General features: G+C 66.5%; 21 protein-coding genes. 8 read left to right on the plus strand and 13 right to left on the minus strand.

Annotated elements, in window-relative coordinates:
• Nucleotides 1–23: 23 nt before the first annotated feature.
• Genes DIZ22_RS16475 through DIZ22_RS16485 form a run of 3 tightly spaced genes read right to left on the minus strand, consistent with a single transcriptional unit; the run spans nucleotide 24 to nucleotide 5,696 of the window.
• On the minus strand, nucleotides 24–1,394 hold the full coding sequence (locus DIZ22_RS16475; protein ID WP_122928413.1) for an efflux transporter outer membrane subunit: 1,371 nt from the start codon (nucleotides 1,392–1,394) through the stop codon (nucleotides 24–26).
• Entirely contained in the window at nucleotides 1,391–4,552 is a 3,162-nt protein-coding gene (locus tag DIZ22_RS16480) for an efflux RND transporter permease subunit (protein ID WP_037521992.1), read from the minus strand. Before DIZ22_RS16480 ends, DIZ22_RS16475 begins: the two co-directional genes overlap by 4 nt.
• A gap of 10 nt (nucleotides 4,553–4,562) precedes the next feature.
• Nucleotides 4,563–5,696 carry an efflux RND transporter periplasmic adaptor subunit gene (locus DIZ22_RS16485; RefSeq protein WP_026109107.1) on the minus strand — a complete coding sequence of 378 codons (1,134 nt, stop codon included), beginning with the start codon at nucleotides 5,694–5,696 and terminating at the stop codon, nucleotides 4,563–4,565.
• A 197-nt stretch (nucleotides 5,697–5,893) separates the two neighbouring features.
• Here DIZ22_RS16485 and DIZ22_RS16490 point away from each other — a divergent pair, with 197 nt between their 5' ends.
• Entirely contained in the window at nucleotides 5,894–6,622 is a 729-nt protein-coding gene (locus DIZ22_RS16490; RefSeq protein WP_048939213.1) for a response regulator transcription factor, read from the plus strand.
• Nucleotides 6,619–7,989 (plus strand): HAMP domain-containing sensor histidine kinase, encoded by a 1,371-nt coding sequence (locus DIZ22_RS16495; protein ID WP_048939214.1) that lies wholly within the window; start codon nucleotides 6,619–6,621, stop codon nucleotides 7,987–7,989. Before DIZ22_RS16490 ends, DIZ22_RS16495 begins: the two co-directional genes overlap by 4 nt.
• On the opposite strand, the gene DIZ22_RS16500 is transcribed toward DIZ22_RS16495, so the two are convergent.
• Genes DIZ22_RS16500 through DIZ22_RS16515 form a run of 4 tightly spaced genes read right to left on the minus strand, consistent with a single transcriptional unit; the run spans nucleotide 7,986 to nucleotide 12,236 of the window.
• Nucleotides 7,986–8,300 (minus strand): DUF3325 family protein, encoded by a 315-nt coding sequence (locus tag DIZ22_RS16500; protein ID WP_048939215.1) that lies wholly within the window; start codon nucleotides 8,298–8,300, stop codon nucleotides 7,986–7,988. The two genes, DIZ22_RS16495 and DIZ22_RS16500, sit on opposite strands and share 4 nt — an antisense overlap.
• Nucleotides 8,297–9,811 (minus strand): PepSY-associated TM helix domain-containing protein, encoded by a 1,515-nt coding sequence (locus DIZ22_RS16505; RefSeq protein WP_107917536.1) that lies wholly within the window; start codon nucleotides 9,809–9,811, stop codon nucleotides 8,297–8,299. Before DIZ22_RS16505 ends, DIZ22_RS16500 begins: the two co-directional genes overlap by 4 nt.
• Nucleotides 9,808–10,116 carry a hypothetical protein gene (locus DIZ22_RS16510; RefSeq protein WP_004209102.1) on the minus strand — a complete coding sequence of 103 codons (309 nt, stop codon included), beginning with the start codon at nucleotides 10,114–10,116 and terminating at the stop codon, nucleotides 9,808–9,810. The genes DIZ22_RS16505 and DIZ22_RS16510 overlap by 4 nt, the downstream gene beginning before the upstream one ends.
• Nucleotides 10,113–12,236 carry a TonB-dependent siderophore receptor gene (locus DIZ22_RS16515; protein WP_048936838.1) on the minus strand — a complete coding sequence of 708 codons (2,124 nt, stop codon included), beginning with the start codon at nucleotides 12,234–12,236 and terminating at the stop codon, nucleotides 10,113–10,115. Before DIZ22_RS16515 ends, DIZ22_RS16510 begins: the two co-directional genes overlap by 4 nt.
• 118 nt (nucleotides 12,237–12,354) lie before the next feature.
• Here DIZ22_RS16515 and DIZ22_RS16520 point away from each other — a divergent pair, with 118 nt between their 5' ends.
• Nucleotides 12,355–14,826: a membrane-bound PQQ-dependent dehydrogenase, glucose/quinate/shikimate family gene (locus tag DIZ22_RS16520; RefSeq protein ID WP_240626746.1), complete on the plus strand. Its 2,472-nt coding sequence runs from the start codon at nucleotides 12,355–12,357 to the stop codon at nucleotides 14,824–14,826.
• A gap of 23 nt (nucleotides 14,827–14,849) precedes the next feature.
• Here the strand turns inward: DIZ22_RS16520 and DIZ22_RS16525 are convergent, their stop codons facing one another.
• Both DIZ22_RS16525 and DIZ22_RS16530 read right to left on the minus strand, forming a co-directional pair.
• Entirely contained in the window at nucleotides 14,850–16,019 is a 1,170-nt protein-coding gene (locus DIZ22_RS16525) for a TonB-dependent receptor (RefSeq protein ID WP_048936840.1), read from the minus strand.
• On the minus strand, nucleotides 16,016–17,101 hold the full coding sequence (locus DIZ22_RS16530; RefSeq protein ID WP_048936841.1) for an endonuclease/exonuclease/phosphatase family protein: 1,086 nt from the start codon (nucleotides 17,099–17,101) through the stop codon (nucleotides 16,016–16,018). Before DIZ22_RS16530 ends, DIZ22_RS16525 begins: the two co-directional genes overlap by 4 nt.
• A gap of 198 nt (nucleotides 17,102–17,299) precedes the next feature.
• Here DIZ22_RS16530 and DIZ22_RS16535 point away from each other — a divergent pair, with 198 nt between their 5' ends.
• Nucleotides 17,300–18,070, plus strand: a complete 771-nt coding sequence (locus DIZ22_RS16535) for a thioesterase family protein (RefSeq protein ID WP_048936842.1) — start codon at nucleotides 17,300–17,302, stop codon at nucleotides 18,068–18,070.
• Here the strand turns inward: DIZ22_RS16535 and DIZ22_RS16540 are convergent, their stop codons facing one another.
• Nucleotides 18,071–19,405, minus strand: a complete 1,335-nt coding sequence (locus DIZ22_RS16540; RefSeq protein WP_048936843.1) for an acetyl-CoA hydrolase/transferase C-terminal domain-containing protein — start codon at nucleotides 19,403–19,405, stop codon at nucleotides 18,071–18,073.
• A 129-nt stretch (nucleotides 19,406–19,534) separates the two neighbouring features.
• Nucleotides 19,535–21,034: a CoA-acylating methylmalonate-semialdehyde dehydrogenase gene (locus DIZ22_RS16545; protein WP_122928414.1), complete on the minus strand. Its 1,500-nt coding sequence runs from the start codon at nucleotides 21,032–21,034 to the stop codon at nucleotides 19,535–19,537.
• Between the two features lie 154 nt (nucleotides 21,035–21,188).
• Here DIZ22_RS16545 and DIZ22_RS16550 point away from each other — a divergent pair, with 154 nt between their 5' ends.
• From DIZ22_RS16550 to DIZ22_RS16560, 3 genes are all read left to right on the plus strand, one after another.
• The gene (locus DIZ22_RS16550; protein ID WP_107917535.1) at nucleotides 21,189–22,817 is read left to right on the plus strand and encodes an AMP-binding protein; all 1,629 of its coding nucleotides are present in this window, start codon (nucleotides 21,189–21,191) and stop codon (nucleotides 22,815–22,817) included.
• Between the two features lie 49 nt (nucleotides 22,818–22,866).
• On the plus strand, nucleotides 22,867–23,304 hold the full coding sequence (locus DIZ22_RS16555; protein WP_048936844.1) for a c-type cytochrome: 438 nt from the start codon (nucleotides 22,867–22,869) through the stop codon (nucleotides 23,302–23,304).
• Nucleotides 23,305–23,372: 68 nt separating this feature from the next.
• On the plus strand, nucleotides 23,373–24,149 hold the full coding sequence (locus DIZ22_RS16560; RefSeq protein WP_048936845.1) for a DUF4019 domain-containing protein: 777 nt from the start codon (nucleotides 23,373–23,375) through the stop codon (nucleotides 24,147–24,149).
• A 30-nt stretch (nucleotides 24,150–24,179) separates the two neighbouring features.
• On the opposite strand, the gene DIZ22_RS16565 is transcribed toward DIZ22_RS16560, so the two are convergent.
• Both DIZ22_RS16565 and DIZ22_RS16570 read right to left on the minus strand, forming a co-directional pair.
• The gene (locus DIZ22_RS16565) at nucleotides 24,180–24,572 is read right to left on the minus strand and encodes a group III truncated hemoglobin (protein ID WP_048936846.1); all 393 of its coding nucleotides are present in this window, start codon (nucleotides 24,570–24,572) and stop codon (nucleotides 24,180–24,182) included.
• A 100-nt stretch (nucleotides 24,573–24,672) separates the two neighbouring features.
• Nucleotides 24,673–25,581 carry an SDR family NAD(P)-dependent oxidoreductase gene (locus DIZ22_RS16570; RefSeq protein WP_004209116.1) on the minus strand — a complete coding sequence of 303 codons (909 nt, stop codon included), beginning with the start codon at nucleotides 25,579–25,581 and terminating at the stop codon, nucleotides 24,673–24,675.
• 156 nt (nucleotides 25,582–25,737) lie between these two features.
• Between DIZ22_RS16570 and DIZ22_RS16575 the strand changes: the two genes are divergently transcribed.
• Nucleotides 25,738–26,514: an SDR family oxidoreductase gene (locus DIZ22_RS16575; RefSeq protein WP_048936847.1), complete on the plus strand. Its 777-nt coding sequence runs from the start codon at nucleotides 25,738–25,740 to the stop codon at nucleotides 26,512–26,514.
• The last annotated feature ends 31 nt before the right edge of the window (nucleotides 26,515–26,545 follow it).

Genomic DNA, 26,545 nt, shown 5'->3' on the forward strand with positions numbered 1-26,545 from the left:
GGGAGAAGAGGGCGGATCGGCGCCTATTGGTCGGCGCCGATCACCCGGTAGAGCAGGATGCGATTCTGCACCGCCGCCAGCTCAGTTGCGATCGCCGACTGCTGGGCGCTGTAGAGCGAACGCTGGCTGGTCAGCGAATTGAGGAAGGTGTCGATGCCCGCGCGATAGCGCTGGTCCGCCAGCGCATAATAGCGCTGGTTCGCCGTCACCAGCGCCTGCTGCGCCGCCTGCTGCCGGTCGATCGTGCCGGCCCGCGCCAGCCCGTCCGACACTTCCTGGAAGGCGGTCTGGATCGCCTTCTCATATTGCGCGACGTAAAGGTCGCGCTGCGCCTTGCTATAGTCCAGATTGCCGCGCGCCGCCCCGCCAAAGATCGGCATGCTGGCCGATGGTGCCGCCGACCAGGCAAAGCCGCCATCGCTGAACAGCGAGGACAGGGCCGAGCTGGCCACGCCGATCGCCGTGGTCAGGCTGATCTTGGGGAACATCGCCGCCCGCGCCGCGCCGATATCGGCATTGGCGGCTTTGAGCTGATGCTCCGCCTGCAACACATCGGGTCGCTGCAACAGCACGTCGGAGGAGAGGCCGGCAGGCACCTTCGCGGTCGACTGCAACAGGCTGTCGAGCGATTGCGGCAGCAACGCATCCTCGACCGGCGCGCCGACCAGCAGTTCCAGCGCGTTGCGGTCCTGCGCGACCTGGGTGACATTCGCCTCGATGTCGGAGCGCGCCTGCTCCACCGTGGTTTCGGCCTGATGCACGTCCAGCTTGCCGGCGAGGCCCGATGTGTTGAGCGTCTGCGTCAGTTTCAGGCTGCGCTCCGCGCTCGCCAGCGTCTGGCGCGACAGGGCCAGCAATTCCTGGTCCGCCGCCATCGTCGCATAGGCGTTCGCCGTCTCGGCAATCAGGGTGATGCGGGTCGACCGCATGCCTTCCTGCGTCGCCAGATAGGATTCGAGCGTCGATCGGGTCAGATTCTTGACCCGGCCGAACAGGTCGATCTCGAACGCGCTGAAGCCGACATCGGCGCTATAGCTGTTCTGCCGATTGTCATTCTGGCGACTGAAGCTTGCCGCCGCATCGCCAGTGATCGTCGGCAGCTGCGCCGCCCGCTCGACCTTATATTGCGCCCGCGCCGACTGGACATTGGCCAGCGCCACCCGCAGGTCGCGATTATTGGCCAGCGCCCGCTCGATCACGGTCTTGAGCCGCGCGTCGCCGATCAGCGCGGTCCAGGGCAGGCCCGCAGGTTCGGCGCTGGCCGGGGCATAGGCCTCACCCGTCGGGAAGGCCGGCGCCACCGGCGTTTGCGGCCGGACATATTTGGGCGCCATGTCGCACCCGGCCAGCACCAGCGCCGACAGCGGCATCATCATCCATGCAGCGCGGGTCATGCGGGCACTCCGTCCACGGGCGGTTCCTGGGCCGGCGGCTCGCCACCCGGCTTCTTCTTGTCCATGCCGAACAGGCGGGCGATCGAGACGAAGAAGAGCGGCACATAGAAGATCGCCAGCACCGTCGCCGTCACCATGCCGCCGACCACCGCCGTGCCGATCGCGACGCGGCTCTGCGCGCCAGCCCCAGTGGCGATGGCGAGCGGAATGACGCCCGCGATGAAGGCCAGGCTGGTCATCAGGATCGGACGGAAGCGCAGCCGCGCCGCCTCCAGCGCCGCTTCCAGCGCATTGCGACCATTGCGATGCGCCAGTTCGGCAAACTCGACGATCAGGATCGCATTCTTCGCCGCCAGACCCATGGTGGTCAGCAGGCCGACCTGGAAGAAGATATTATTCTCCAGCCCGCGCAGCGTCACCGCCAGCACCGCACCGATCAGGCCAAGCGGAATGACCAGCAGCACCGACAGCGGGATCGACCAGCTTTCATAGAGTGCGGCGAGGCAGAGGAAGACCACCAGCACCGACAGGCCATAGAGCAGGGGCGCTTGTCCGCCGGACAGTTGCTCCTGATAGCTAAGGCCGCTCCAGGCATAGCTGGTGCCGGCCGGCAGCTGCTTCTGCAGTGCCACCATCCGGTCCATCGCATCGCCCGAGCTGGCACCCGGCGCCGACTGGCCCTGGATCTCGAAGGAGGACAGGCCGTTGAAGCGCTGCACGCTGCTCGGCCCCATCACCCAATGGCTGGTGGCAAAGGCGGAGAAGGGCACCATCTCGCCGGTCGTGCTCGACCGCACCATCCAGTTGTCGAGATCGCTCGGCAAGGCGCGATAGGGAGCGTCGGCCTGCATATAGACGCGCTTCACCCGGCCGCGATCGACGAAGTCGTTGACATAGGTGCTGCCCCAGGCGGAGCTGAGCACATCGTCGACATTGGCCTGGGTCAGGCCCAGCACGGTCAGCTTCTCGGTATCGATGTCGATCTTGAGCTGCGGCGTATCCTCCAGCGAGGCCGCACGCACGCCGGCCAGCACCGGATCCTGCTGCGCGGACGCGATCAGCTGGTTGCGCAGCTCCAGGAAGCGCTCACGGCTGAGGCCGCCGCTGTTCAGCAGTTCGAAGGTGAAGCCGTTGGACTGGCCCAGGCCGCGGATTGCCGGCGGCGTCATCGCCAACACCTTGGCATCGCGGATCGCGCCCAGCTGCTTGGTCGCCCGGTTGGCGATCGTGCCGGCCTCGTTCGTCTTGCCCTTGCGATCGTCCCATGGCGCCAGGTTGATGAAGCCCTGGCCGACATTCTCGCCCTGCCCCTGGAAACTGAAGCCGGTCATGATGAAGGCGAAGGCGACATTGTCCTTCTCGTCATTCAGGAAATAGCTCTGCACCTGGTCGATCGCCGCGTTGGTGCGGCTCGACTTGGCACCGGACGGCAGCGTGACCTGCACCATCACCTGGCCCTGATCCTCGACCGGCAGGAAGCTGGTGGGCAGACGCATGAACAGCAAGACCAATATACCCAGCACCACCACATAGAGGCCCCAGAAGATGCCCCGCTTGCCGATCACGCCCTGGGTGCGGCGGACATAGCCATTGGTCAGCCGCTCGAACCAGCGGTTGAACTTGCCGAACCAGCCCTTCTCGCGATGCGCCTTGTCGATCGGCTTCAGCATGGTGGCGCACAGGGCCGGCGACAGGATCAATGCGACCACGACCGACAACAGCATCGACGACACGATCGTGATCGAGAATTGGCGATAGATGACGCCGGTCGATCCGCCGAAGAAGGCCATGGGCAGCAGCACCGCCGACAGCACCAGCGCGATGCCGACCAGCGCACTGCCAATCTCCATCATCGACTTGATCGTGGCGTCGCGGGGCGACAGCCCCTCTTCCTCCATGATGCGCTCGACATTCTCCACCACGACGATCGCGTCGTCGACCAGCAGGCCGATCGACAGCACCATGCCGAACAGGGTCAGCGTGTTGATCGAATAGCCGAACAGGGCAAGGATGCCGAACGTGCCGAGCAGCACGACCGGCACCGCGATCGCGGGCACCAGCGTCGCGCGCCAGCTCTGCAGGAAGACGAACATCACGATGACGACCAGCACGACCGCCTCGATCAGCGTCTGCACGACTTCCTCGACCGACAGCTTGATGAAGGGCGTGGTGTCGCGCGGATAGACGATCTTGTAGCCGTGCGGCAGGTTGCCACCCAGTTCGGCGACGCGCGCCTTCACCAGCTCGGCGGTCTTGAGCGCGTCGGCGCCCGGCGCCAGCTGCAACGCCATGCCCGATGCCGGATGGCCGTTGAGGCGCGCGCTGGTGGTATAGCTTTCATTGCCCAGCTCGACGCGGGCCACGTCGGACAGGTGGACGACCGACCCGTCGCTCTGCGTCTTCACCACGATGTTGCGGAACTGGTCCGGCGTTTCCAGGCGCGCACGCGCCGTAACGGTGGCGTTGATCTGCTGGTTGGCCGGTGCCGGATCGGCGCCGATCTGGCCGGCCGACACTTCGATATTCTGCGCCTTGATCGCGGTTTCGACGTCCGACGGCATCAGCTTGACCGCGGCCAGCTTATAGGGGTCCAGCCAGATGCGCATCGCATATTGCGACCCGAAGATCTGGGTCGCGCCGATGCCGTCGATCCGGGCGATCGAATCCTGGAAATTATTGACCAGATAGTCGGCAATGTCCGCCTGGGTGGCATTGTCGGTCTCGTCATAGAGACCCACCAGCATCAGGAAGTCGGTCTGCTGCTTGGTGACCGACAGGCCCTGCTGCTGCACGGCGCTGGGCAGGCGGCTCAGCGCCTGCTGCACCCGGTTCTGCACCTGCACCTGCGCGGTGTCGGGATCGGTGCCCTTCTGGAAGGTGACGGTGATGCGCGACTGCCCCGTCGATGTCGACGAGGAGGAGAAATACATGAGGCCGTCGATGCCGGTCAGCTGCTGTTCGATGACCTGGGTGACGCTGGTCTCGACCGTTTCGGCCGACGCGCCCGGATAGGTGGCGCTGATGCCGACGCCCGGCGGCGCGATGTCGGGATATTGGGCGACCGGCAGCGACAGCATGCCACCCAGGCCCGCCAGCATGATGCCGATGGCGATGACCCAGGCAAAGATCGGCCGGTCGATGAAAAAGCGGCTCAGCACCGGGCCTCTCCTACTTCTTCGCCGCGACGGCGACGGGCTTTACCTTGTCGTCGGGCTGGACCTTGTCGGTGCCTTCGACGATCAGCCGGTCGCCGGCCTTCAGGCCTGCGGTGATCAGCCATTTGTCGCCGATCGCCTGCGCGGCGGTGACGGTGCGGCGCTCCACCTTGTTGTCCTTGGTCACGACCAGCGCGGTCGCATTGCCCTTGGCGTCGCGGGCGATGCCCTGCTGCGGCGCCAGGATCGCGCCGGGCACGACCGACTGCGGCGCCACGACGCGCACGAACATGCCGGGCAGCAGCATGCCGTCGGGATTGGGGAAGCGCGCGCGCAGCGTCACCGTGCCGCTGTCGACATCGACGATCGGCTCGGCAAATTCGATCCGCCCTTCCAGCGGATATTCGCTGCCATCGTCCAGCTTCAGCCGGATCGTCGCGCTGGCCGGCAGCGTCTTGCCCGCCGCCAGCGATCGCCGCAGCTGCAGCAACTGGCTGCTCGACTGGGTGACGTCGACATAGATGGGGTCAAGCTGCTGGATCGTCGTCAGCGGATCGGTCTGGCTGGCGGTCACCAGCGCGCCGGGGGTGAAGAGGGTGCGGCCGATCCGGCCGCTGATCGGGGCGCGCACCTGGGTGAAGGTCAGGTTGACATTGGCGGTGTCGAGCGAGGCGCGCGCCTGGCCCACGGCGGCCGCTGCCTGGCGCGCCGTCGCGATCACATCGTCGCGGTCCTGCGCGCTCACCGCCTCGGTATCGCCCAGGCCGCGATAGCGCTGCGCCTTGGCCTGTGCCGCTACCGCCGTCGCCTGCGCGCTCACCAGCGCCGCCTGCGCCTCGTCGCGCGACGCACGATAGAGCCGTTCGTCAATCTGGTAGAGCGGCTGGCCGGCCGTCACCATCGATCCTTCGGTGAACAGCCTTTTCTGGATCACGCCGGTGATCTGCGGCCGGACTTCCGACTGCATGGTCGACACGGTGCGCGCCGGCAATTCGGACGAGACGGTCACATTCTGTGCCGCCAGCGTCACCACGCCCACTTCCACAGGCCCTTTCTTTGGCGCCTTTTCCTGTCCGCAAGCGGTGATCAGGATGCATAATGCGATCGGTGCGACCCGGAGGCTCCGGAGCTCTGTGAAAATGGGCATGGCTTCACATCGTTACCGCCGGCAGGCAGCGCCGACGATCGCCTGATCGCGATTTGAGGCGTATCCTGCTAGACCAAGTTGATATCCTGACGCATCATCATGTCGCGTGACATCCGAACGCGTATCGCTTTGTATCGCCCTGTATCATCCCCGGTAGAGGCACAGACTTTTGCAATATCCGCCGCTAGAAGCGCAACATGGCTGACCTGTCCGATCCCCGCCGCAACAGCGTCATCGTCGTCGACGATGATGCCGATATTCGCGGTCTGATCGTCGATCAGTTGCGGCAGGAAAATTACGACCTGCTTTCTGCATCGAACCTGGCCGAACTGCGCCAGGCCCTGCGCGACCAGCCGGTCGACCTGATCGTCCTCGATCTCAACCTGCCCGATGGCGACGGCCTGTCGCTGTGCCGCGAGCTGCGCGCCGAAGGGTCGGGCATCCAGATCATCATGGTGACGGCGCGCGGCAGCGCGATCGACCGGGTGCTGGGGCTGGAACTGGGCGCCGACGATTATCTGACCAAGCCGTTCGAGCCGCGCGAGCTGCTGGTGCGCATCCGAAACTTGCTGCGCCGCCCCCGCGTGGAGGCCGCGGCACCCGCCGACCAGTCCCGCTATGCCGTCTTCGGTCCCTGGCGGCTCGATCTGCTGCAACGCCGGCTGATCGCCCCGGACGACCGGCTGGTAATGCTGTCCTCCGCCGAATTCCGCCTGCTCTCCCGCTTCATAGAGGAGCCCAATGTCGTGCTGGCGCGTGAGACTTTGCTGCCCGAACGGCGCGCCACCGCCGCCTTCGACCGCACCATCGACCTGCAGGTCAGCCGCCTGCGACAGAAGCTGGCCGGCGCCACCGGCGGCGCCGACCTGATCCTGACCGTTCGGGGCGAAGGCTATGTCCTCGCCAGCCCGGTGCGCTACGAATGATCGGCCAGCCGGTGCAGCGCGTGCGGGATTTCTTCCGCTCGATGGCGGGGCATATCTTCGTGCTGCTGACCGTCGGCATCTCGCTCTCGGCCATCCTCGCGCTCGCCGTGTCGGAACAGGGCCGCCGCCATGATTTCGAGCGCGTCCGCCGCCAGCGCGTGCTGGCCAGTGCCTTCGACGTCGCCGACCGGCTGCGCCGCGATCCGGTGCGCGTCCAGCAGATGCTGGAAAATCACGGCATTGTCGGCGCATCCATCGCCCCTGACGGCATCTCCATCAACGAGCCCGATCCCGATCTCGAAGCCGCGCTCGCCCGGCGTTTCGGCCCCCGCGCCCAGCCGGAGGCGGGACAGGTGCCCTTCGGCCTCTGTTTCCCCGACAAGGATGCCGGGCGCAGCCGGGCTGCCGGCCTGATCGATGCGCCCCGGCCCGATTGCTGGATCGTGCGCATGACCGACGCGACCGGCCAGCGCCGCAGCATGGCGCTCACCTTCCCGCGCCTCGCCCGACCGCCCAGTTCGCTGTTCAGCCCGGCCTATCTGGTCGTCATCCTGCTCTCGGCCGCCGGCCTCTCGATCCTGATCGGCCGGATCGCCGCCAAGCCGCTGCGCCGCCTGTCCCAGGCCGCCGAAGCCTTTTCCGTGTCGCGCGATCCGGAGGAAATTCCCGAGCGCGGTCCCGAGGAGGTGCGCGCCGCCCTCTCCACCTTCAACCTGATGCAGCGCCGCGTCCGTGCTGGCTTTACCGAACGGACCCAGTTGCTGGCGGCGATCAGCCATGATCTCCAGACCCCGCTCACCCGGCTGCGGCTGCGGCTGGAACTGGTCGAGAATGAGGAACTGCGCGCCCGCCTGCTGCAGGATCATGAGGCGATGCAGCGGCTGGTGCGTGAAGGGCTGGACCTTGCCGCCAGCACCGAGACGCATGAGGAATGGTCGGTGATCGACCTTGATTCCCTGCTCGCCAGCATGGCCGAGGATGCGCAGGAACTGGGCGCTCCGGTTCAGTTCGCCGCCGGTTGCGGCGCGTCGGTCCGGGTCAAGCCCAATGCGCTGACCCGCTGCATGAGCAATCTGGTCGACAATGCCGTCAAATATGGCGGATGCGCGGAGATCAGCTGCCTGCGCACGCCCGGCCATGTCACGATCGAGATACGCGACCATGGCCCCGGCATCCCGCCGCAGGATCTGGACCAGATGTTCGAGCCCTTCACCCGCGGCGCCAGCAGCCAGCCGGGCGGCCGCCACGGCACCGGCATCGGCCTCACCATCGCGCGGTCGCTGGGCCTCAGTTTCGGCGCGATCGTCGCGCTGCGCAATGCGCCCGATGGCGGCCTGATCGCCAGTATCGAGATGAAGGCGGCCTAAACCGCGCCGACGACCATCAGCGCCAATGCCAGCAGCAGCCCGCCACGCGCCAGCCGGGGGCCATAGGTCAGCGCCAGCAGCACCGCCCCCGCCATCAGCGGCAGCAGCCCGCACCAGGTGACGATGCCGATCCCGTCGGTGCCGGACAGGATCGCACCGAGCAGCGACAGGGCAATCGCGCTCCAGCCGAGCAGCGGCAGATGCCGGGCCAGCCCATGGCGCTGCCAGGGGCCGAGCAGCGCCGGTCCATGCCGCGCCATCGCCGCCGCCAATGCGAAGAAGCCGATATAGAGCAGTCCCGCGACGATCATGCCGGCTGCTCCCGCATCCGTCGTCGCGCTGGCGTTGGGACATTGCGCCGCCGCATCTGCCGACGCACGATCAGCGCCAGCGCGCCGGCCATGGCCAGGAACAGGAGATTGCCGGCCAGCAGGATCGGCTCGGTCGACCAGACTGGCCCGAGGACCGCCGCCAACGCGCAGGCAAAGGCGAGCAGCCCCATCATCAGTGGCCAGCCGATGACCGGACGCAGCGCCAACCCGGCCAGCACGGCCGCGGCCGCGGTCCACAAGGCCACGGACACTTCCGCTTCGGGGCGCCCCGCCATGCCGATCGGCAACAGGCGATTGGCGATGAAATAGGCCACCGCACCCAACGGCACGCCGGTGATTACGCCGACGTTCAGCCGTTCGAGGATGCGATTGCCGATCGAGAGCGGCTGGCGCTCGCGCCGCTTGGCGATCCACAGCACCATGCCGGTCGAGATCGCCAGCGTCAGCATCGCCCCGCCCAGCACATAGAGCCAGCGCGTCGCCATCGGCGCGAAGCGGGCCATGTGCAGGCCATAGATGACCTGATAGGTGCGCATCGCCGGCCGCCGTTCGACCCAGCTCTTGAGCAGCCGGCCGGTCGCGCCGTCGAAGCTCGCCTGCCCCCGCATATAGCCGATCGAGTCGGCATCGGACTGGTAGACGGTGACGACCGATGCCGCGTCGCCGGGATTGAACACATAGACGCGGCCGACATGGCCGCCGCCAAATGCGCGCTCGGCCGCTGTCAGCATCGGTGCGATCGGCGCCAGCGACGCGGGCTTTCCGGCCGCCGGACGGGTCACCGAACCCGGCGCCAGCGCCTCGTACATCTCCATCACCTTGTCACCATAGCCGGCACTGATCGGCCAGGGCATGTTGAGCGACGCCAGCGTCAGCAGCCCGGTGAAGGTGATCATCAGGTGGAAGGGCATGGCCAGCACGCCAGTCGCATTATGCCCGTCAAGCCAGGACCGCTGGCCCTTGGCCGGGCGGAAGGTGAAGAAGTCCTTGAAGATGCGCTTGTGCGCGATGATCCCGGTGACCAGCGCGACCAGCATCACCATCGCCGCCAGCGAGGCGAGCAGCCGGCCCCAAGGATAGGGAATTTCCAGCTCGAAATGGAGGCGATAGAAAAATTCGCCGCCCAGCGTCTCGCGCGCGACCGGCGCGCCGCTCACCGGATCGAGCGCGCGATACAGATAATCGCTGCCCTGGTCATAGGATGCCTCGACCGTATTGGCCCGGCCGTCAGGCGCGGTCAGATACCAGCCGGTGGAACCGGGCGCATGTTTCGACAGCCAGCCGGTCGCCGCGACGATCGCGCTCTTGCCATCCGCCTGCGCCGTCACCTCGGGCCGCATCCAGCGGCCGATCTCCGGCTTGAAGACGCTGAGCGTCCCGGCCAGGCACATGACGAACAGCACATAGCCCAGCAGCAGCCCGGTCCAGCCGTGCAGCCAGGCCATCGCCTGCCGCACGCCATCCCGCACCATCGCCGATGCCCCGCTCATGCAAAGCCTCCGCTGGTCCAGACCAGTCCCGCCAGCCCGGCGGACAGCAACACAACGCCGCCCAGAGCGACCCAGGGTCCGCGTGCGAGGAAGGCCCACACGGTTACTGCTGGCGCAAACAAATAGGAGAACATGGTCGCCACCGTGACCGCCTCCAGCCGGCCCATCGGCAGGGTGCGGGCCAGCAGCATCGCCGCCAGCGCCGCAACCGCATAGGCGCCCACCGTGCCCGCAAGCGTGCGCAGCGCGACATTGCCGCGATAACGCCAGCCGCTACGGGCACGCAGAGCGGCCGCCTTCGTCAATAGTCGACGCTCAGCGTGAACACCGCCGTGCGCGGCGCGGCATAGAAGGCCTGGCCCCACATCAGGCTGCCCAGATATTTGGTGTTGGTGACATTCTTCACGTTCACGCTCGCCCGCAGATGATCGACCACCCGGATACCCGCCATCAGGTCGAGCACGGCATAGCTCTTCTGCTTAACGACCACATCGCCCATGTAAACATCGCCGTCATAGACATCGGTCAGCGTCGTCTTGATCGCGTTCTGCCAGCGCATCTGCGCGCCCAGCTTCAGGTCGTTGAGCTGCGGCACCTGATAGGTGGTGGCCAGCTTCAGCGACTTGGTCGGCAACCAGGTGCGGGTGTCGTTGCCCTCGTCATCCTCGATATCATATTGGGTATAGCCGCCGCTCAGCGTCCACTGGTCGGTGATCTTGCCCGCCACTTCCAGCTCGAAACCGGTCGAGGTGGTATCGACGCCGGCATAATAGCTGCCGCCGGCCTTGCCCGGTCCATCCTCGCCAAAGGTACCGGCATAATCGGCCAGTCCCTTCTGCTTGGCGCGGAACACGGTGGCGGTGGCATAGAGGCGATCGCCGAACCAGCTGCTCTTGATGCCGCCCTCGATGCTGGTGCCCTTGGCCGGGTCCAGCTTGCGATTATTGGCGTCGACCTCCGCTTGCGGGTTATAGATGTCGGTATAGCTGGCATAGAGGGTGACGTTGGGCGTCACGTCATAGAGCAGGCCGAGATAGGGGCTGATCTTGTGGTCGTCGCGCGCCTGATCGGTGCCATAGGAAGTGCCGGACGACTTGATCCACATCGCGCTGGCGCCGATCACGCCCTTCAACTGGTCGGTGAAGTTGAGATGCGCCGCGCCATAGAGGCGGGTCAGTTCGTCGCTATATTTGGCGGCCAGATATTCGCCCGGATAGTCCGGCTCGGTCACCTGCGCGCTGCCCCAGTCATAGACCGACGGATAGACCAGCGCGCTGTCCTCGGCGAAATTCTCCCACTCCTTGGCGTTCGACTTGGCATAGGACAGGCCCAGCACCAGCTTGTGCTCGCGGCCGAATAGGCTGAACGGGCCGGTGGCGCTGAAATCGCCCAGATATTGCTTATAGTCGGACGGGTAGATGCCCGCCATGCCATAGACGCCCTCGCCGGTCTCCTTGTCGGGATAGCCATAGGCATAGAGCAGCTTCGCATTCTCCTGGAAGCGCTTGTAGGTGAACATGCCGCTCAGCGTCCATTGGCCCATGGTATAGACCAGTTCGCCAAAGCTATTCTGGTCCTTCGTGTTCCAATAGGTCCAGTCGGCCGAGGTGGTTGCCGAGCGCGCATAGTCGATCCGGGTGCCGTCGGTGAACACCAGCGGCATCGCCCCCCACAGCACGCCGTCGGCGTCATTTTCCTGGCGCGTGTAACCGACCGTCGCCTTGAGATCGGGCGTCACCTGCCAGGCGACGATCGCGCCAAAAACGTCGCGATTGATATGGTTATAGTCCAGATGCGTGTCGCGATCCTCATGCGCATAGATGAAGCGCGCCGACACCGTATCGGTCACCGGGACATTGACGTCGCCCTCGACCCGCCACAGGTCGCGCGAACCGAGCTGGGCCGTGCCCTTGGCCTGGAACTCGTCGAGCGGCCGCTTGCGGACATAGTTGATCGTCGCCGACGGGTTGCCGATGCCGGTCATGATCGCATTGGCGCCGCGCACCGCCTCGACATTCTCGAACAGGGCAGTGTCGAGGTCGCCGAACTGGATACCCCAGGCGAGCGGCAGGCCGACACCATCGACCTGGAAGTTGGACACGTCGAAGCCGCGCGAGTTGAAATAGGTACGGTCCGTCTCGACGCGCTCGACATTGATGCCGATCGTCTGGTCGAGCAGGTCATTGACATTGGTGATCGCGAAATCCTCGATCCGTTCGCGATTGATGATCGTCACCGACTGCGGCGTCTCGCGCACCGACAGCGACAGGGCGGTGGCGGAACTGGACGGCTGGTTGGCAGCGGTCACGACGATCCGCGACGCGTCCTCTGCGGCATTGTCTGCTTCTGCTGCGCGCGCAGCGGTCGGCATCACGACAAGGGCAAAGCTGCTGCTCAACAGGAGGTGGCGCAAGGACAGACGCATTATGATTTCCCCGATGGCTCTCTATCTGCGCCGCGCGTTAGGCATGTCCAGAATGCGAGTCAAACGCATTAGCATTGCATGCGCGCTACAATCGCGCCACGAAGATGAAATTTTGTTCATGTCTGGAACGAAGCTGGTCGGTTTCTCCTTTGTAAACCGGCACCTGCCCGTGCCTCCTGCCCAGGGAGTATCCGACCATGACAAACGCACCCCCCGCCGATCGATCGCCGCCCTGATATTGGGCATCGTCTTCGGCCTCATCGGGCTGGTGCTGACCGGCGGGGGCGCCTGGCTGCTGATCTCGGGCGGCTCGCCTTATTATCTGGTCACGGGCATCGCCCTGATCGTCGCGGGCGTGCTGCTGGCACGCGGGCGCAAGGCTGGCGGCTGGCTCTACATTGTCATCTTCGCTGTCACTTTGCTCTGGGCCTATTGGGAAGTGGGCCTTGATCCCTGGGCGCTGGTGCCGCGCGTCGTCGCCCCGCTGGTCCTCCTGATCACGCTGCAACTGGTGTGGCCGACGCTCGACCGCAGCGCTGGTCGCTGGCACCGTGCATGGGTCGGGGTGGCTGTCACTTTCGCTGTCGCGATCGGCTTTTTCTGGAGCATCGCCAGCAACTTCATCCCGCCGGTGCTGCAGGGCCTGCCCGACGCCCGCTATGCCATGGCCGATCCCTCGCTCGGCACCACCGGCGCCGACTGGCCGGCCTATGGCGGCACCAACAGCGCCCGGCGCTACTCGCCGCTCGCCCAGATCACCCCGGCCAATGTGGGTAACCTCAAGCGCGCCTGGATGATCCACACCGGCGACCTGCCGGCCTCGGCCCAGATCCGCAACACCTATGGCGCGGAAAACACGCCGCTCAAGATCGGCGACACCCTCTATGTCTGCACGCCCAAGAGCATGGTGATCGCGCTCGATCCCGCCACCGGCAAACAGAAATGGCGCTTCGATCCCAAGGTTTCGGATGAGGCCATTCCATACACCGCCGCCTGTCGCGGGGTCAGCTATTATGCCGTGCCCGGCGCTGCGGCCGACACGCCCTGCGCCCAGCGCATCATCCTGGGCACGCTCGACGCACGGATCATGGCGCTTGACGCCCGCACCGGCCAGCAGTGCCGCGACTTTGGCAGCAATGGCCAGGTCCGCATCACCGACGGCATGGGCCAAGTCCCTCCAGGCTATGTCTCCATCACCTCGCCGCCAACCATCGTGCGCGGCGTCATCGTCACCGGCCATCAGGTGCTGGACGGGCAGGATCGCTGGGCGCCGTCCGGCGTGATCCAGGCCTATGACGCGGTCACGGGCAAGATGCGCTGGGCCTGGGACATGATGCACCCGGAACGCAGCGGTCCGCCGCCGGCCGGCCAGACCTATACCCGCGGCACCCCGAACATGTGGACGATCGCCTCGGGCGACGAGCAGCTTGGCCTCGTCTATCTGCCGATGGGCAACAGCGCCGCCGATTATTACAGCAGCCTGCGCCGGCCGGAGGAAAATCGCTACGCCACCTCGCTGGTCGCGATCGACGTGATGACCGGCAAGCCGCGCTGGAATTTCCAGGCAGTGCGCAAGGATGTGTGGGACTATGATTTCGGCGCCCAGGCGACCCTGATCGATTTCCCGACCGCGCGCGGCCCGGTGCCGGCGATGCTGCTGCCCAGCAAGCAGGGAGACATCTATGTGCTCGACCGCCGCACCGGCCGGCCGCTGACCCCGATCGGTGATATCAAGGCACCGCAGATCGGTGTCGAGCCGGAGCAGCGCGCCGCCACCCAGCGCATCTCGCTCTACCACACGCTGCGCAAGCCCGACCTCACCGAAAAGGACATGTGGGGCATGTCGCCGATCGACCAAATGATCTGCCGCATCCAGTTCCGCCGGGCGAGCTACAAGGGCTTCTTCACTCCGCCCGAAGCCGACAAGCGCTCGATCGAATATCCCGGCTATAATGGCGGCACCGACTGGGGCGGCATCGCCGTCGATCCGGCACGCGGGGTGATCGTCGCCAATTATAACGACATGCCCAATTATGTCCGGCTGGTGCCCCGCAAGGAAGCCAACAAGAAGGGCTGGGCGCCGCGCGACCAGGCACGCGGCGAGATTGGCGGGGCGGAAGGCGCGGGCGATCCGCAGGCGCACACCCCCTATGCGATCGACGTCAATGCCGGCTGGCGCCTGCCCTTCACCGGCCTGCTCTGCAAGCAGCCCCCCTATGGCGGGATCCGCGCGATCGACATCGCCACCGGCAAGACCATCTGGGATCGTCCCTTCGGCACGGCACGGACCAACGGACCGTTCGGCATCCCCTCGATGCTGCCGTTGACGATCGGCACGCCCAATAATGGCGGGTCGGTGGTGACAGCCGGCGGACTGATCTTCGTCGCCGCCGCGACTGACAATCTGATCCGCGCGATCGACCTCAAGACCGGCAAGACTTTGTGGCAGGACGTGCTGCCCGCCGGCGGTCAGGCGACGCCGATGACCTACAGCCAGAATGGCAAGCAATATCTGGTCATCATGGCCGGCGGTCATCATTTCATGCAGACGCCAGTGGGCGACGAGCTGATTGCCTATGCCCTGAACTGAGGTGCTTCCTGCCGCCCCTTGCCTTACCAGGCGAGGGCGGCGGTCAGCATCAGCGCCTGCGCCTGATCCTCCGGCCGCGCCGCGCCGGAGGCATCAACGCGCATCAGCCTGCTGCTCGCCAGTTGGTCGGGATCGGTCAGGTGCAGGCCAACCCGCATCGGTCGACGCCCGGTCAACGCATAATCGATGCCGGCCTCCAGCCGCAGGCCACCATCATCCTGCATCAGCGCCGGCGCGCTGCTCTGCGCGGCAGCGATCCGGCAGCGCCATGGGCCCTGCGCCCACAGACCTTCCAGAATCAGTTGCTGTTCCTGCACGCGGCCGCCCCGCTCCTGGCGCAGTTGCGCCATATGGTAGCGCGCCAACAGGCTGAGCGCGGGCGTCAGTCGATGCTCCGCCCGCATCGCCAGCCCCCGCACATGCGCCGACCCGCGATTGACCGGCAGATAGCCGTCCTCGACGAAGGCCAGCCGGTCCTCGACCTCGCCGTCAAAGGCATCGACCGCCAATGTCAGGTCCGGCGCCACCATCCAGTCGCTGCCCAGCCGCATGCGGCTGTCGCGTTCCGGCCGCAAACCGGCCTGCAATGTGCGAAACGCCTCGCGCGTCAGCCCCAGCGCACCCGACAGGCCGACCCCGGCATAGGCCTCTATCGTTTCGCGATAGTCCGCGCGCAGGGTGACGCCGGGCGCGGCGTCATAGGCCAGCCGCCCCGTCGGCAAGAACAGGTCGCGGCTCTTGATTGAGTCGCTGCCATAGAGCGCCGTCACATTGGCCCCGCGATTGTTGAGCTTGGCCCCCTGCCAGCCCAGTTCGGCCTGCAAGCCGTCCGCCAGTGACAGGCTGCCATGGGCGTCGACCAGCATCAGGCTGCTGCGCGGCTGGGCATCGCCAGACAGGTCGGTAGGCAGGGGTACCGTACCGATCCGACGAGCCGGCAGCGCCGCCATCCGGTTGCGCTTGCGCTGGACCGCGATGCTGATCGCCGCCGGCTCGGCCGGCGATGGCGCCAGTTCGACCGCATAGATGCGCGCCGGCTTCGCTGCACCGTCCTGGGGCGCGGGCAGCAGGGAAAAACGCAAGGGCCGTTTCAGCACAAAGCCGCCATGGTCGGGGGTAATCGTCTGCGCCGATGCCGGGACCGCGAACGCCAGGGCTGCCAGCGACACCACCATCCAGCGGATCATCGTCATGACGCCACCTGCGCCAACTGGACAGCGGCCCCGGCGCGACGTTCCGGTTCATAGGCGATCATGTAACCGAAATGGTCGGACAGCGGCGCGCCCTCCACCTCCGTACCAAAGGGCACGGCCGCGTGGATGGCCCGCATCGGCCGACCACGATCGTCGCGCGCGAACAGCCAATCCTTGCCGCGCGCGCTCGCCTGTTCGAGATCCCAGTGCGTGCCGGCATCGGATGGCAGGCTGTCCGCCAGAGCCCGACGTGCGCCGCCCAGATGCGCCGCGACAAAGCTCATGCCCGCCCGCGCCCAGCGGGTGAAGAAGGCATGGATGCGGTTGCGATCGCCGCCGATATTGAGGTCGCCGCCCAGGATCATCGGCTGTCCGGCGGGAACATGGGCGCGCACGAAGTCGGCCAGCAGCCCGGCCTGCCGATCAAACGCCCGCTGCGACCGGACGATCGCCACGCCTGCCGCCTTGCGCGCGTTAAGATGGGTGTTAACGATGCTGACTGGCCGGTCGAAGCCCGGCACCGCCAGATGAGCGATCAGCACGCCCTTGTTCGCCAGGCAATCGAAGCCGGCACAGGCGAAATCGGGAAAGGCCATGCGGTCGATGCCGGCGATCGGATAATCGGACAGGATCAGCAGACCGCTGTTCAACTGCTTGGGTGCTGTCTCGCCCCGGTCCCATCGCGCCGCCTGCACATAGGCACGGTCATCCGGTCCCGCCACAATCGCCGTACGCAACCCGCTGTCCGGGCCGATCGCGACATGGGCATAGCCCGCACGGCGCGCCAACTGCGCGACCTGCGGCGAAAAGGCTTCCTGCAGCAGGACGATATGCGGCTGGCGCCCGGCCCGGCGCAGCGCCGCCAGCCGATCGGCGATGCGGCCCAGTGCTTCGTCCCGGCCAAGGGCGATCGGCCAGGGCAGGCCCATCACATTATAGGTCATCACCGACAGCGGCCTATCCGGCTGTGGCGCGGTCGCCGCCAGCCCGGCAGTATCGCTCCGCCGGCTTTCGCCCTGCGATCCCGTGGCGGCCAACACCGCCAGGCTCGCGACCAATATCGCACGCAAAGGCTTCGCCATCCCTCATTCCCCTGCCTCCTCCCTAGCGGGCGCATGAGTCACGCTCGTGTCGTTCGCGCGGCAGTGGGGTTAAATTTTGAAGGCGGCAATCGTCATCCGACCGACGCCGGACTGTCATCATCGCCGTCAGCTTGCGGGCGGCCGGTTCCTGCTGATAGGGGAAATCCGACCCGCCCAGACGGCAATGAAGAGGACCCCATGGCCTATTTCCGGCGGCTTGATGCCCGCCATTTCACCCCGACGGAACTGGTCGGCGGCGCCTGGAACGTGACGGAGCAGCATGTTGCCCCCGCGATCGGCCTGCTGGCCCATGCGATCGAGGTGGACGCCAAATCCCGCCGGCCCGATCCGCTGCAACTGGGGCGCCTGTCCTATGATATCCTGGGCACCATCCCGCTCGATACGGTCGAAATCGACGTCAGCGTCATCCGACCCGGCCGCACCATCGAACTGGTCGAGGCGCGGCTCAGCCATGGCGGCCGGCCGGCAATCCTGCTGCGCGCCTGGCTGGCCCAGGCTTATGACACAAGCGCGATCGCCGGCGGCGGCTTCGATCCCATTCCCGGCCCGGAAACCATGGCACCCTGGGACGGCACCGGCGAATGGCCCGGCGGCTTCATCGCCAGCATCGATGCCCGCCGCCAATATGTCGCGCCGGGCCGCGCCATTGGCTGGATCCGCACGCCCCATGCGCTGATCGAGGATGAGGCAGTATCGCCGCTCGCCCGCGCCATGGGGCTGGTCGATACCGCCAATGGCCTGGCGCCTCTGGTATCGACCGCCGACGCCGCCTTTCCCAATCTCGACCTCACCGCCCATATCTTCCGCGCGCCGGTCGGCGAATGGCTGGGCTGCGACGTTACCGTCTCCTTCGGCACCGACGGCATCGGCCTTACCCACAGCATCCTTCACGACCGGGATGGCGCGATCGGCACCGTCTCGCAGTGGCTGACGATCCGTCCGCGCTGATCAGCCGGCAAACAACCCGGCGTCGAACGCTGCGCGCTCCAGTTGCTCCCGGAAATCGGGATGGGCGATGGCGATCAAGGCCTTGGCCCGCTGTCCCACCGACTTGCCCTTCAGGTCGGCCAGGCCATATTCGGTGACGATCAGATGCGTGTCCATGCGCGGCGTCGTCACCGGCCCGTCCAGACGCGGGGTGATGCGGGAAATCGTGCCCTTGGCCGCGGTCGAGTGGCAGGCGATGATCGATCGGCCGCCGCGCGAGGCATAGGCGCCGCGCACGAAATCCACCTGTCCGCCGGTGCCGCTGAATTGTCGCCCGTTGACGAACTCGGAATTGCACGCGCCGTGGAAATCGACCTGCAGTGTCGCGTTCACCGACACCATATTGTCATTGCGCGCGATCAGGAACGGGCTGTTCACATAATCGACCGGATGCGCCTCGACCGCCGGATTATCGTGCAGGAAATCATAAAGCGCCTGGTCGCCGAGCGCGAAGGTATAGATCGCCTTGCCGGCATGGATCTGCTTGCGGCTATTGTCGACCACGCCCGACTGCATCAGTCCGGCGAGGCCCGTGGTCATCATCTCGGTATGGATGCCCAGATGCCGATGGTTGGCGAGACCCGCGCACACCGCCTCCGGCAGCGCGCCAATCCCCATCTGCAGGCAGTCGCCATCGCGGATCAGCCCGGCGACGGTGGCGCCGATCGCGTCGTCGACCGCCGTGCGAGTAATGGCCGGCAGCGTCGGCAATGCCACATCATGCTCGACCAGCGCCGTCACGGCCGACAGGGGGATCATGCAATCGCCCCGCACATAGGGCATATGCGCATTCACCTCCAGGATGATCCGGGTGCCCGGCTTGCGCGCCACCGCCAGTGCATAGTCGACATCGGTTCCCAGGCTGAAATTACCATCCGCATCCATCGGCGCGACCGTCGCAATCAGCGTGTCGACGCCAACATGCTCGACCATGGCGCGCGGCACCTGGCTGAAATGGCAGGGCAGGAAATCGATCATCGGGAGATGCGCGTCGCCCAGCTGGCGATCCAGCGTCCGTTCGACGCCGCCATGGAACAGGCTCATCGGCGTGATCCGGTCGCGCAACGCGAAGTCGAACAGGCTGGCGCCGGCGATCCCGGTGCAGAGCATATAATAGATACGCAGATCAGCGACAGAAGCGGACCGGGCGCGTTCGGCAAGGGCGGCTAGCAGGGCAGGCGGCTGGCCGGTCCCCAAAGCCATGCAGATCTTCGCGCCCGACGGGATCAGCGCCGCCGCCTCCTGCGCCGAACGCCGTGTCTGCTGATATAATGCCTGGTCGCCCTTTGGGGTCATGGATCGCCTCTCTCCTGTGGTCGATCCCTAACCTATAGCGGCCGGCGCGCGTTTCACCACGCGGCAAAAGGACCAAGGGCGGATCCGGTTGCCCGACCCGCCCTTGCCCTCTCCCCCTCAGGAGACGTGTCAGCCCATGGTAGGGATGACGAAGCTCTGGTCCAGCACCGCGCCGCCGCTCGGCCAGCGCTGGGTCACGGTTTTGACCCGTGTGTAGAACCGCACGCCGTCCATGCCATATTGGTTCATGTCGCCAAAGCCCGAGCGCTTCCAGCCGCCGAAGCTGTGATAGCTGACCGGCACCGGGATCGGCACGTTGATACCGACCATGCCGACTTCGACATTGGCGCAGAAGCGGCGCGCGAAATCGCCATTGCGGGTGAAGAGCGCGACGCCGTTGCCATATTGATGCTTGGTCGGATAGCTGATCGCTTCCTCGAACGTTTCGGCTCGGACCATCTGCAGGACGGGACCGAAAATCTCCTCCTGATAGCTCTTCATCTGCGGCGTCACGCGGTCGAGCAGAGTGGGCGCGAGGAAGAAGCCATCCTCATAGCCCTGCAGCGCGAAGCCACGGCCGTCGATCACCAGCTCGGAGCCTTCGTCGACCGCCATCTGGATATAATTTTCGATCCGCGCCTTGTGCGCGGCGCTGACCACCGGGCCATAATGGGCGTCGGGATCGCTCGGCACACCGACGCGCAGCCCGGCGATCCCCGCCTCCAGCTTGGCGCGCAGCGCCACCGCGGTCTGCTCACCCACCGGCACCACCACCGGCAGCGCCATGCAGCGCTCGCCGGCCGAACCATAGGCCGCGCCCAGGATATCGGCGACCGCCTGATCCAGATCGGCGTCGGGCATGACGATGCCGTGATTCTTGGCGCCGCCCATGCACTGCATCCGCTTGCCGTTCGATGCACCCCGGCCATAGACATATTGGGCGATGTCGGACGAGCCGACGAAACTGACCGCCTTGATCGCGGGATGATCGAGGATCGCGTCCACGACCTGCTTGTCGCCATGGACGACGTTCAGGATGCCGGCCGGCAATCCCGCCTCCATCGCCAGTTCGGCCAGGCGCACCGGGACAGAGGGATTGCGCTCGCTGGGCTTCAGAATGAAGGCATTGCCGCAGGCGATCGCCGGCGCGAACATCCACATCGGAATCATTGCCGGGAAATTGAACGGGGTGATGCCGGCCGCGATGCCGATCGGCTGGCGCAGCGAATAGACGTCGATGCCCGGACCTGCCCCCTCAGTATACTCGCCCTTCAGCAGATGCGGGATGCCACAAGCAAATTCGACCACGTCGAGGCCGCGCTGGATATCGCCCTTGGCATCGGAATGGACCTTGCCATGCTCGACCGACAGCAATTCGGCCAGCTCGTCCATATGCTGTTCGATCAGCGTCTTGAGGTTGAACATCACGCGGGCGCGGCGCTGCGGGTTCATCGCCGCCCAGGCGGGCTGCGCGGCCTGCGCATTGGCGACCGCTTCATCCAGTTCGCTGGGCGCCGACAGGCGGACTTGCGCCTGCACCTGGCCGGTGGCGGGGTTGAAGATGTCGCCCAGGCGCGTCGACGCCGATGCGCGATGCTGCCCCCCGATGAAATTGTCGACTATGCGCATGCTGCCCTCTCGAAACGGATCGGGTCGGCCATAAAGGAGGATCGGAAGGGTCGGAACCGGCCAGCCGATTTGATCGCGGGGACGGTGGATCGGCGCTGCGCTTGCCCGGTCGGCGCTTCTTTCGCATGGCTCGTCCATCGACAGCGGAGCGAGCATGGCCGGGACAGGAGCAGGACGGCGGATCACCGCCGCAGGATGGGACATACGCTGGGACGCCGATCAGGCAGCGCAGGCCTATGCCGATGGCTGGTGGCGATCGGACACCGCCGCCGATGCGCTGGTGAACGCCGCCCGCGACACGCCCGACCGCATCCTGCTGATCGACGGCGACCATTGCCTGACCGCCGCCGGCCTGCACGATCAGGCGCAACGGCTGGCGCAGGCGCTGCTGGCGCGCTTCCCGGTCGGCAGCGTCATATCCTTCATGCTGCCCAACTGGCAGGAGGCGGCGGTCATCTATATGGGCGCGACCCTGGCCGGCATGGTCGCCAATCCGATCCTGCCGTCGCTGCGCGACCATGACCTGCGTTTCATCCTGGCCGATGTGGACAGCCGGATGATCTTCGTGCCGGAACGCTTTCGCGGCCATGATTATGGCGCGATGCTGGAACGGGTAGCGGCGGAGATGGAAAACCCGCCGGAGATCGTCATCGTTCGGGCGGAAGATGGCAAAGTTTGCGCCTATGACGCCCTGTTGTCTTCGGCCCCGACCGGCCGGCCGCTGCCCGCGCTGGATGCCGACGAGGTGCGCATGGTGATGTATACCAGCGGCACCACCGGCCGGCCCAAGGGGGTGATGCACAGCCATAATTCGATCAATGCGCTGATCCGCCAGATCGGCCGGCACTGGCTGGTCGAACCGGGCGACCGTTTCCTGGTGCCGTCGCCGATCAGTCATATCGGCGGGTCGATCTACGCGTTCGAGACGCCGCTGCTGCTGGGCGCGACGGCGATCCTGATGGAACAGTGGAACCCGGACGATGCGGTGCGGATCATGGCCGAGGCCGATTGCACCCATATGGCCGGGGCCACCCCCTTCCTGCAGCATCTGCTGGCGGCAGCGCGCGCGGCGGATACGCGACTGCCCGCGCTCAAATTGTTCATCTGCGGCGGGGCGTCGGTGCCGCCGGCGCTGATCCGCGAGGCGGCCGGCTATTTCGAGCAGGCGGTGGTCAGCCGCGTCTATGGATCGACCGAATTGCCGGTGACCACGGTCGGCGTGATCGACCGGGCCGATGTCGCCCATGCCGCCGAGACCGACGGCCGCCCCGGCATCGCCACCGTTCGCATCGCGCCGGATGGCGAGATTCGCGCGCGCGGGCCGCAGATGATGGTCGGCTATATCCACAAGGCGGATGAGGCCGCGAGCTTCGATCCGGACGGCTATTATCGCAGCGGCGACCAGGGCGCCTGGGTCGATGGCGACCATCTGGTGGTGACCGGCCGGATCAAGGATCTGATCATCCGCAATGGCGAGAATATCGCGCCCAAGGAGATCGAGGATCTGCTGGTCGGCCATGACGCCATTGCCGAGATCGCGATCGTCGGCGTCCCCGACCCGCGCACCGGCGAGCGGGCGGTGGCGGTGATCGTGCCGCGCCCCGGCGCCACGCCGGATGTCGCAACGCTGGCTACGCATCTGGCCGGCCTTGGCGTCGCGCGCTTCAAATATCCCGAGGCGGTGGCGCTGTGGGACGCCCTGCCCAAGAATGACGCCGGCAAGGTGCTGAAGCAGCAGATCCGCGCCCGGCTGGTGGAAGAGCCCGCGCCGGCGGCGTCGTAGGACAATTGGTCCGCTGGCCGCGCGCCCGCCGATCGGGCATGGGCGCGCCATGTTGCGTCCCGCCTCCGCCGCCCTGTTACTGACCCTGAGCCTGATCGGCTGTGCCGACGATCACCGCGCCGAGCGGTTGAAGGCCGCCGGCCCCAATCCGACACTGGAAAAGCTGATGACGGTGGCCGACGCCAAGGCCGGCGCCCGCCTGTTCGGCACCTGCGCCGCCTGCCACACCAGCAGCGCTGGCGGACCCGACACCGGCGGACCCAATCTGCACGGCATTTACGGCCAGCCGATCGGCCAGCACAGCGCCCGGTTCGGCTATACCGCCGCGTTGCGCGTCAAGGGCGGCGTTTGGGACGACAAGGCGCTCGACGCCTGGATCGCCAATCCGCAACGCTTCGTGCCCGGCACCAAGATGCAGTTCAGCGGTATCCCCGACCCGCTCGCGCGCGCCGACCTGATCGCCTATCTGCGCAGCCTGTCGGACTGACCGGCCCCGCCAAAGATACGAATTTTTTGGGGTAGCTGGCGCGCCGGGGGCTTCGTACATCTGGCGCCATGACCAGCGGGATGACAGACGGCCTTTGGGCGCTGACCGAGAAGGAAAAGCAGACGCTGCGCCTGATGGTCCGGGGCCATGACGCGAAATCGATCGCGCGCAGCCTGGACCTGTCGGTCCATACCATCAACGAACGGCTGCGCGATGCCCGGCGCAAGATGGCGGTGTCGAGCAGCCGCGAGGCGGCCCGGCTGTTGCTGGAAGCCGAAGGCACGCCCGAGGCATCACCCCCCGATTTTCTGGGGGACAGGCTATTGGGGGCAGACGCAGCCCCGGTCGAAGCGGATCAGGACGAGGCGCCGGTCGTCGGCGTGGGGCCGGCCGATCGCCGGCGCCCGATCCTGCCTGGAGTGCTTCTCATGACTTTTGTCCTTGGCCTGCTGGCCCTCGCCGCCCTGCCCGATGCCGCCCCCACACCACAATCGACGCCGGCCGCTGCCCAGGCGCATAATGCCGAGGTCGTCGACGCGGCGCGCCAATGGCTGGCGCTGATCGATCAGGACAAATGGGCCGAAAGCTATCGCGGCACCGGCAGCGCTTTCCAGAAACTCAACACGGTGCAGGTCTGGACGGAGGTGTCGCAGACGATGCGCGGCCGGTTCGGCGCCCTCCAGTCGCGCAGCCTGCTGAGCCAGGAGGAACTGCCCGCCCCGCCCCATGGCTATGAAGTGGTGAAGTTCCGCGCCAGCTACGCCAATCAGGCACAGGCGATCGAGACGGTGACGCTGGATCGCGAAAATGGCGCCTGGCGCGTGGTCGGCGTGACGATCGAATAAGGCGGAAAGGGGCGCGTATCCACGCGCCCTTCATGCACCCGCGGCCGGTGGCGCCCCCAGCCGAAAGAACAGCGCGAGTTGCAGGCTTTCCGCGATCCGCTGCGCCTTGTCCTGCAAGGCGGCGGCCGCCGCCGGAACCATGACGGCGTCGGTCGTCTGCGACCAGAGATTCAGCCAATGGTCGAACAGCTCGGGCGTGATCCGGTCGCGATGCGCCATATGCACCGGGACGGGCTGTCCCTTGTAACGGCCCGACGACAGCATCACCGACGACCAGAAATCGACCAGCCGGTCGATATGCGCCGGCCAGTCGTCCACGGCGTCGTTGAAGATCGGACCAAGCCGGTCGTCCGCGCGGACGCGGGCATAGAAGCTTTCGACCAGTTGGCGCAGGCTGGCCTCGTCGATCCGTTCCGCCTTCATGGGTTCCGACTCCGCACGGGGATGCCCGATCCATAGCGCATCGACCGCCGGGGTTCGACTGGCCGGATGCGATCGGCCGGGTTCGACCTGACCGCGCGCCCTATTCCCCCGCGACGGCGCGGCCGAAGCTGTAGCGGATATGATCGACATGGCCCTCAAGCCCGAAGACCAGCGGATCCTGGCTGTCCATGATCGCGTCGATCCGGGCGCCGACATCCTCCGGCGTCCAGCTGGGCTGATAGACGCCCTTGCTTTCGGCGATGAAGGCGCGGGCGACCCGGCCGGCGATCGACACCAGCATCTCGCCGGTGACCGAACAGCTTTCATGCGCCAGCCAGGCGACGACCGGCGAGACCAGTTCCGGCCCCATCGGCGGATATTGCGAGATATCCAACCCCTCGGCCATGCGGGTGACGGCGCCGGGCACGATGATGTTGGATTTGACCCCTTCGGCCTCCCCCTCCAGCGCGAGCACATTGTTGAGGCCGATCATGCCCGATTTGGACATGCCATAATTGACGCAATCGCGATTGCCATAGAGGCCGCCGATCGAGCTGGTGAGGATGATGCGGCCATAGCGCGCCTTGCACATATGCGGGAAGGCAGCGCGCGCGACATGGAAGGCGCCGCGCAGATGAACGTCCAGCACGGCATCGAAATCCTCCTGGCTGAGCGCCTGCATCGAGCCGTAGCGGACGTTGCCGGCATTGTGGATCAGCCCGTCGATCCGGCCATAATGGTCGAGCGCCGCCTCTATGATGGCGCGGCCGCCCTCCGGCGTGGCGACGCTGTCGGTCGAGACGATCGCGTCGCCGCCCTGCGCCTTGATCGCGGCCACCACTTCGGCCGCCGGGCCGGCATCGATCCCCTCGCCGCGCACGGCGCTGCCCGGATCATTGACCACGACCCTGGCGCCGCGTGCGCCGAGCAGTTCCGCATAGGCGCGGCCAAGCCCCCGCCCGGCACCGGTGATGACGATGACGCGATCGTCGTAGCGCAGTTCGGACATGAGCGGGCCTTTCGCTGGATTATGCAGATGATGGCGCAGGGGTGACGCGGCGCGCGCGCGGGTTCAAGCCGGGGCGGCAAGGCATCGCCATGGCGGTTCGCCGATGCCCGGCGAAGCGGATAAGAGCGGGGCAGGACAGAGTAGAGGACAGGATAGATGCAGGTAGCGATCATCACCGGGGCGGGCAGCGGCATCGGGCTCTGCACGGCGAAGATGCTGCATGACGCCGGCATGGCGATCGTCGGCGTCGGCCGCGATCCGGCCAAGCTGGAGACGCTGGAGAGCGAAATCGGCGAACCGGCGCGGGTCGCCACCCTGTCGATCGACGTCACCGCCGACGATGCCCCGGCGCAGATCGTCCAGCTGGCGCTCGACCGGTTCGGCCGGATCGACTTCCTGGTCAACAATGCCGGCGCGGGCAGCCCCAAGCCGCTGCACGAAACCGACGACGCCACGCTGGACGGGTTCCTGGACCTGATGCTGCGCGCGCCCTTCCGCCTGGCGCGCGAGGCGATCGTCCATATGGGCGAGGGCTGCGGCATCGTGAACGTCACCTCCACCTATGCGGTGATCGGCGGGCGGCGCGGCGGCGCCTATTCGGCGGCCAAGGGCGGGCTGGACGCGCTGACCAAGCATATCGCCTGCGACTATGGGCCGCAGGGCATCCGCGCCAATTGCGTCGCGCCGGGCGTCACCATGACCGACATGGTGCGCCACCGGTTCGAGGACGAGATGTTCAAGCGGGTGAATGTGGAGACCACCCCCTTCCCGCGGCTGGGCGAGGTGGAGGATGTGGCCAGCACCATCGCCTTCCTCTGCTCGCCCGGCGCCGCCTTCATCAACGGACAGACGATCGTCGTGGATGGCGGCTGGACCTCGACCAAATATCTCTCGCCGCGCGCGCTGACGACGACATGGGTCGAGGCGGAGTAAGACTACTCTTTGGCTCGCCGCTCGGTTAGGG

It is taken from the genome of Sphingobium sp. LF-16 (assembly GCF_003711185.1).
Classification (GTDB): Bacteria; Pseudomonadota; Alphaproteobacteria; order Sphingomonadales; family Sphingomonadaceae; genus Sphingobium; species Sphingobium yanoikuyae_A.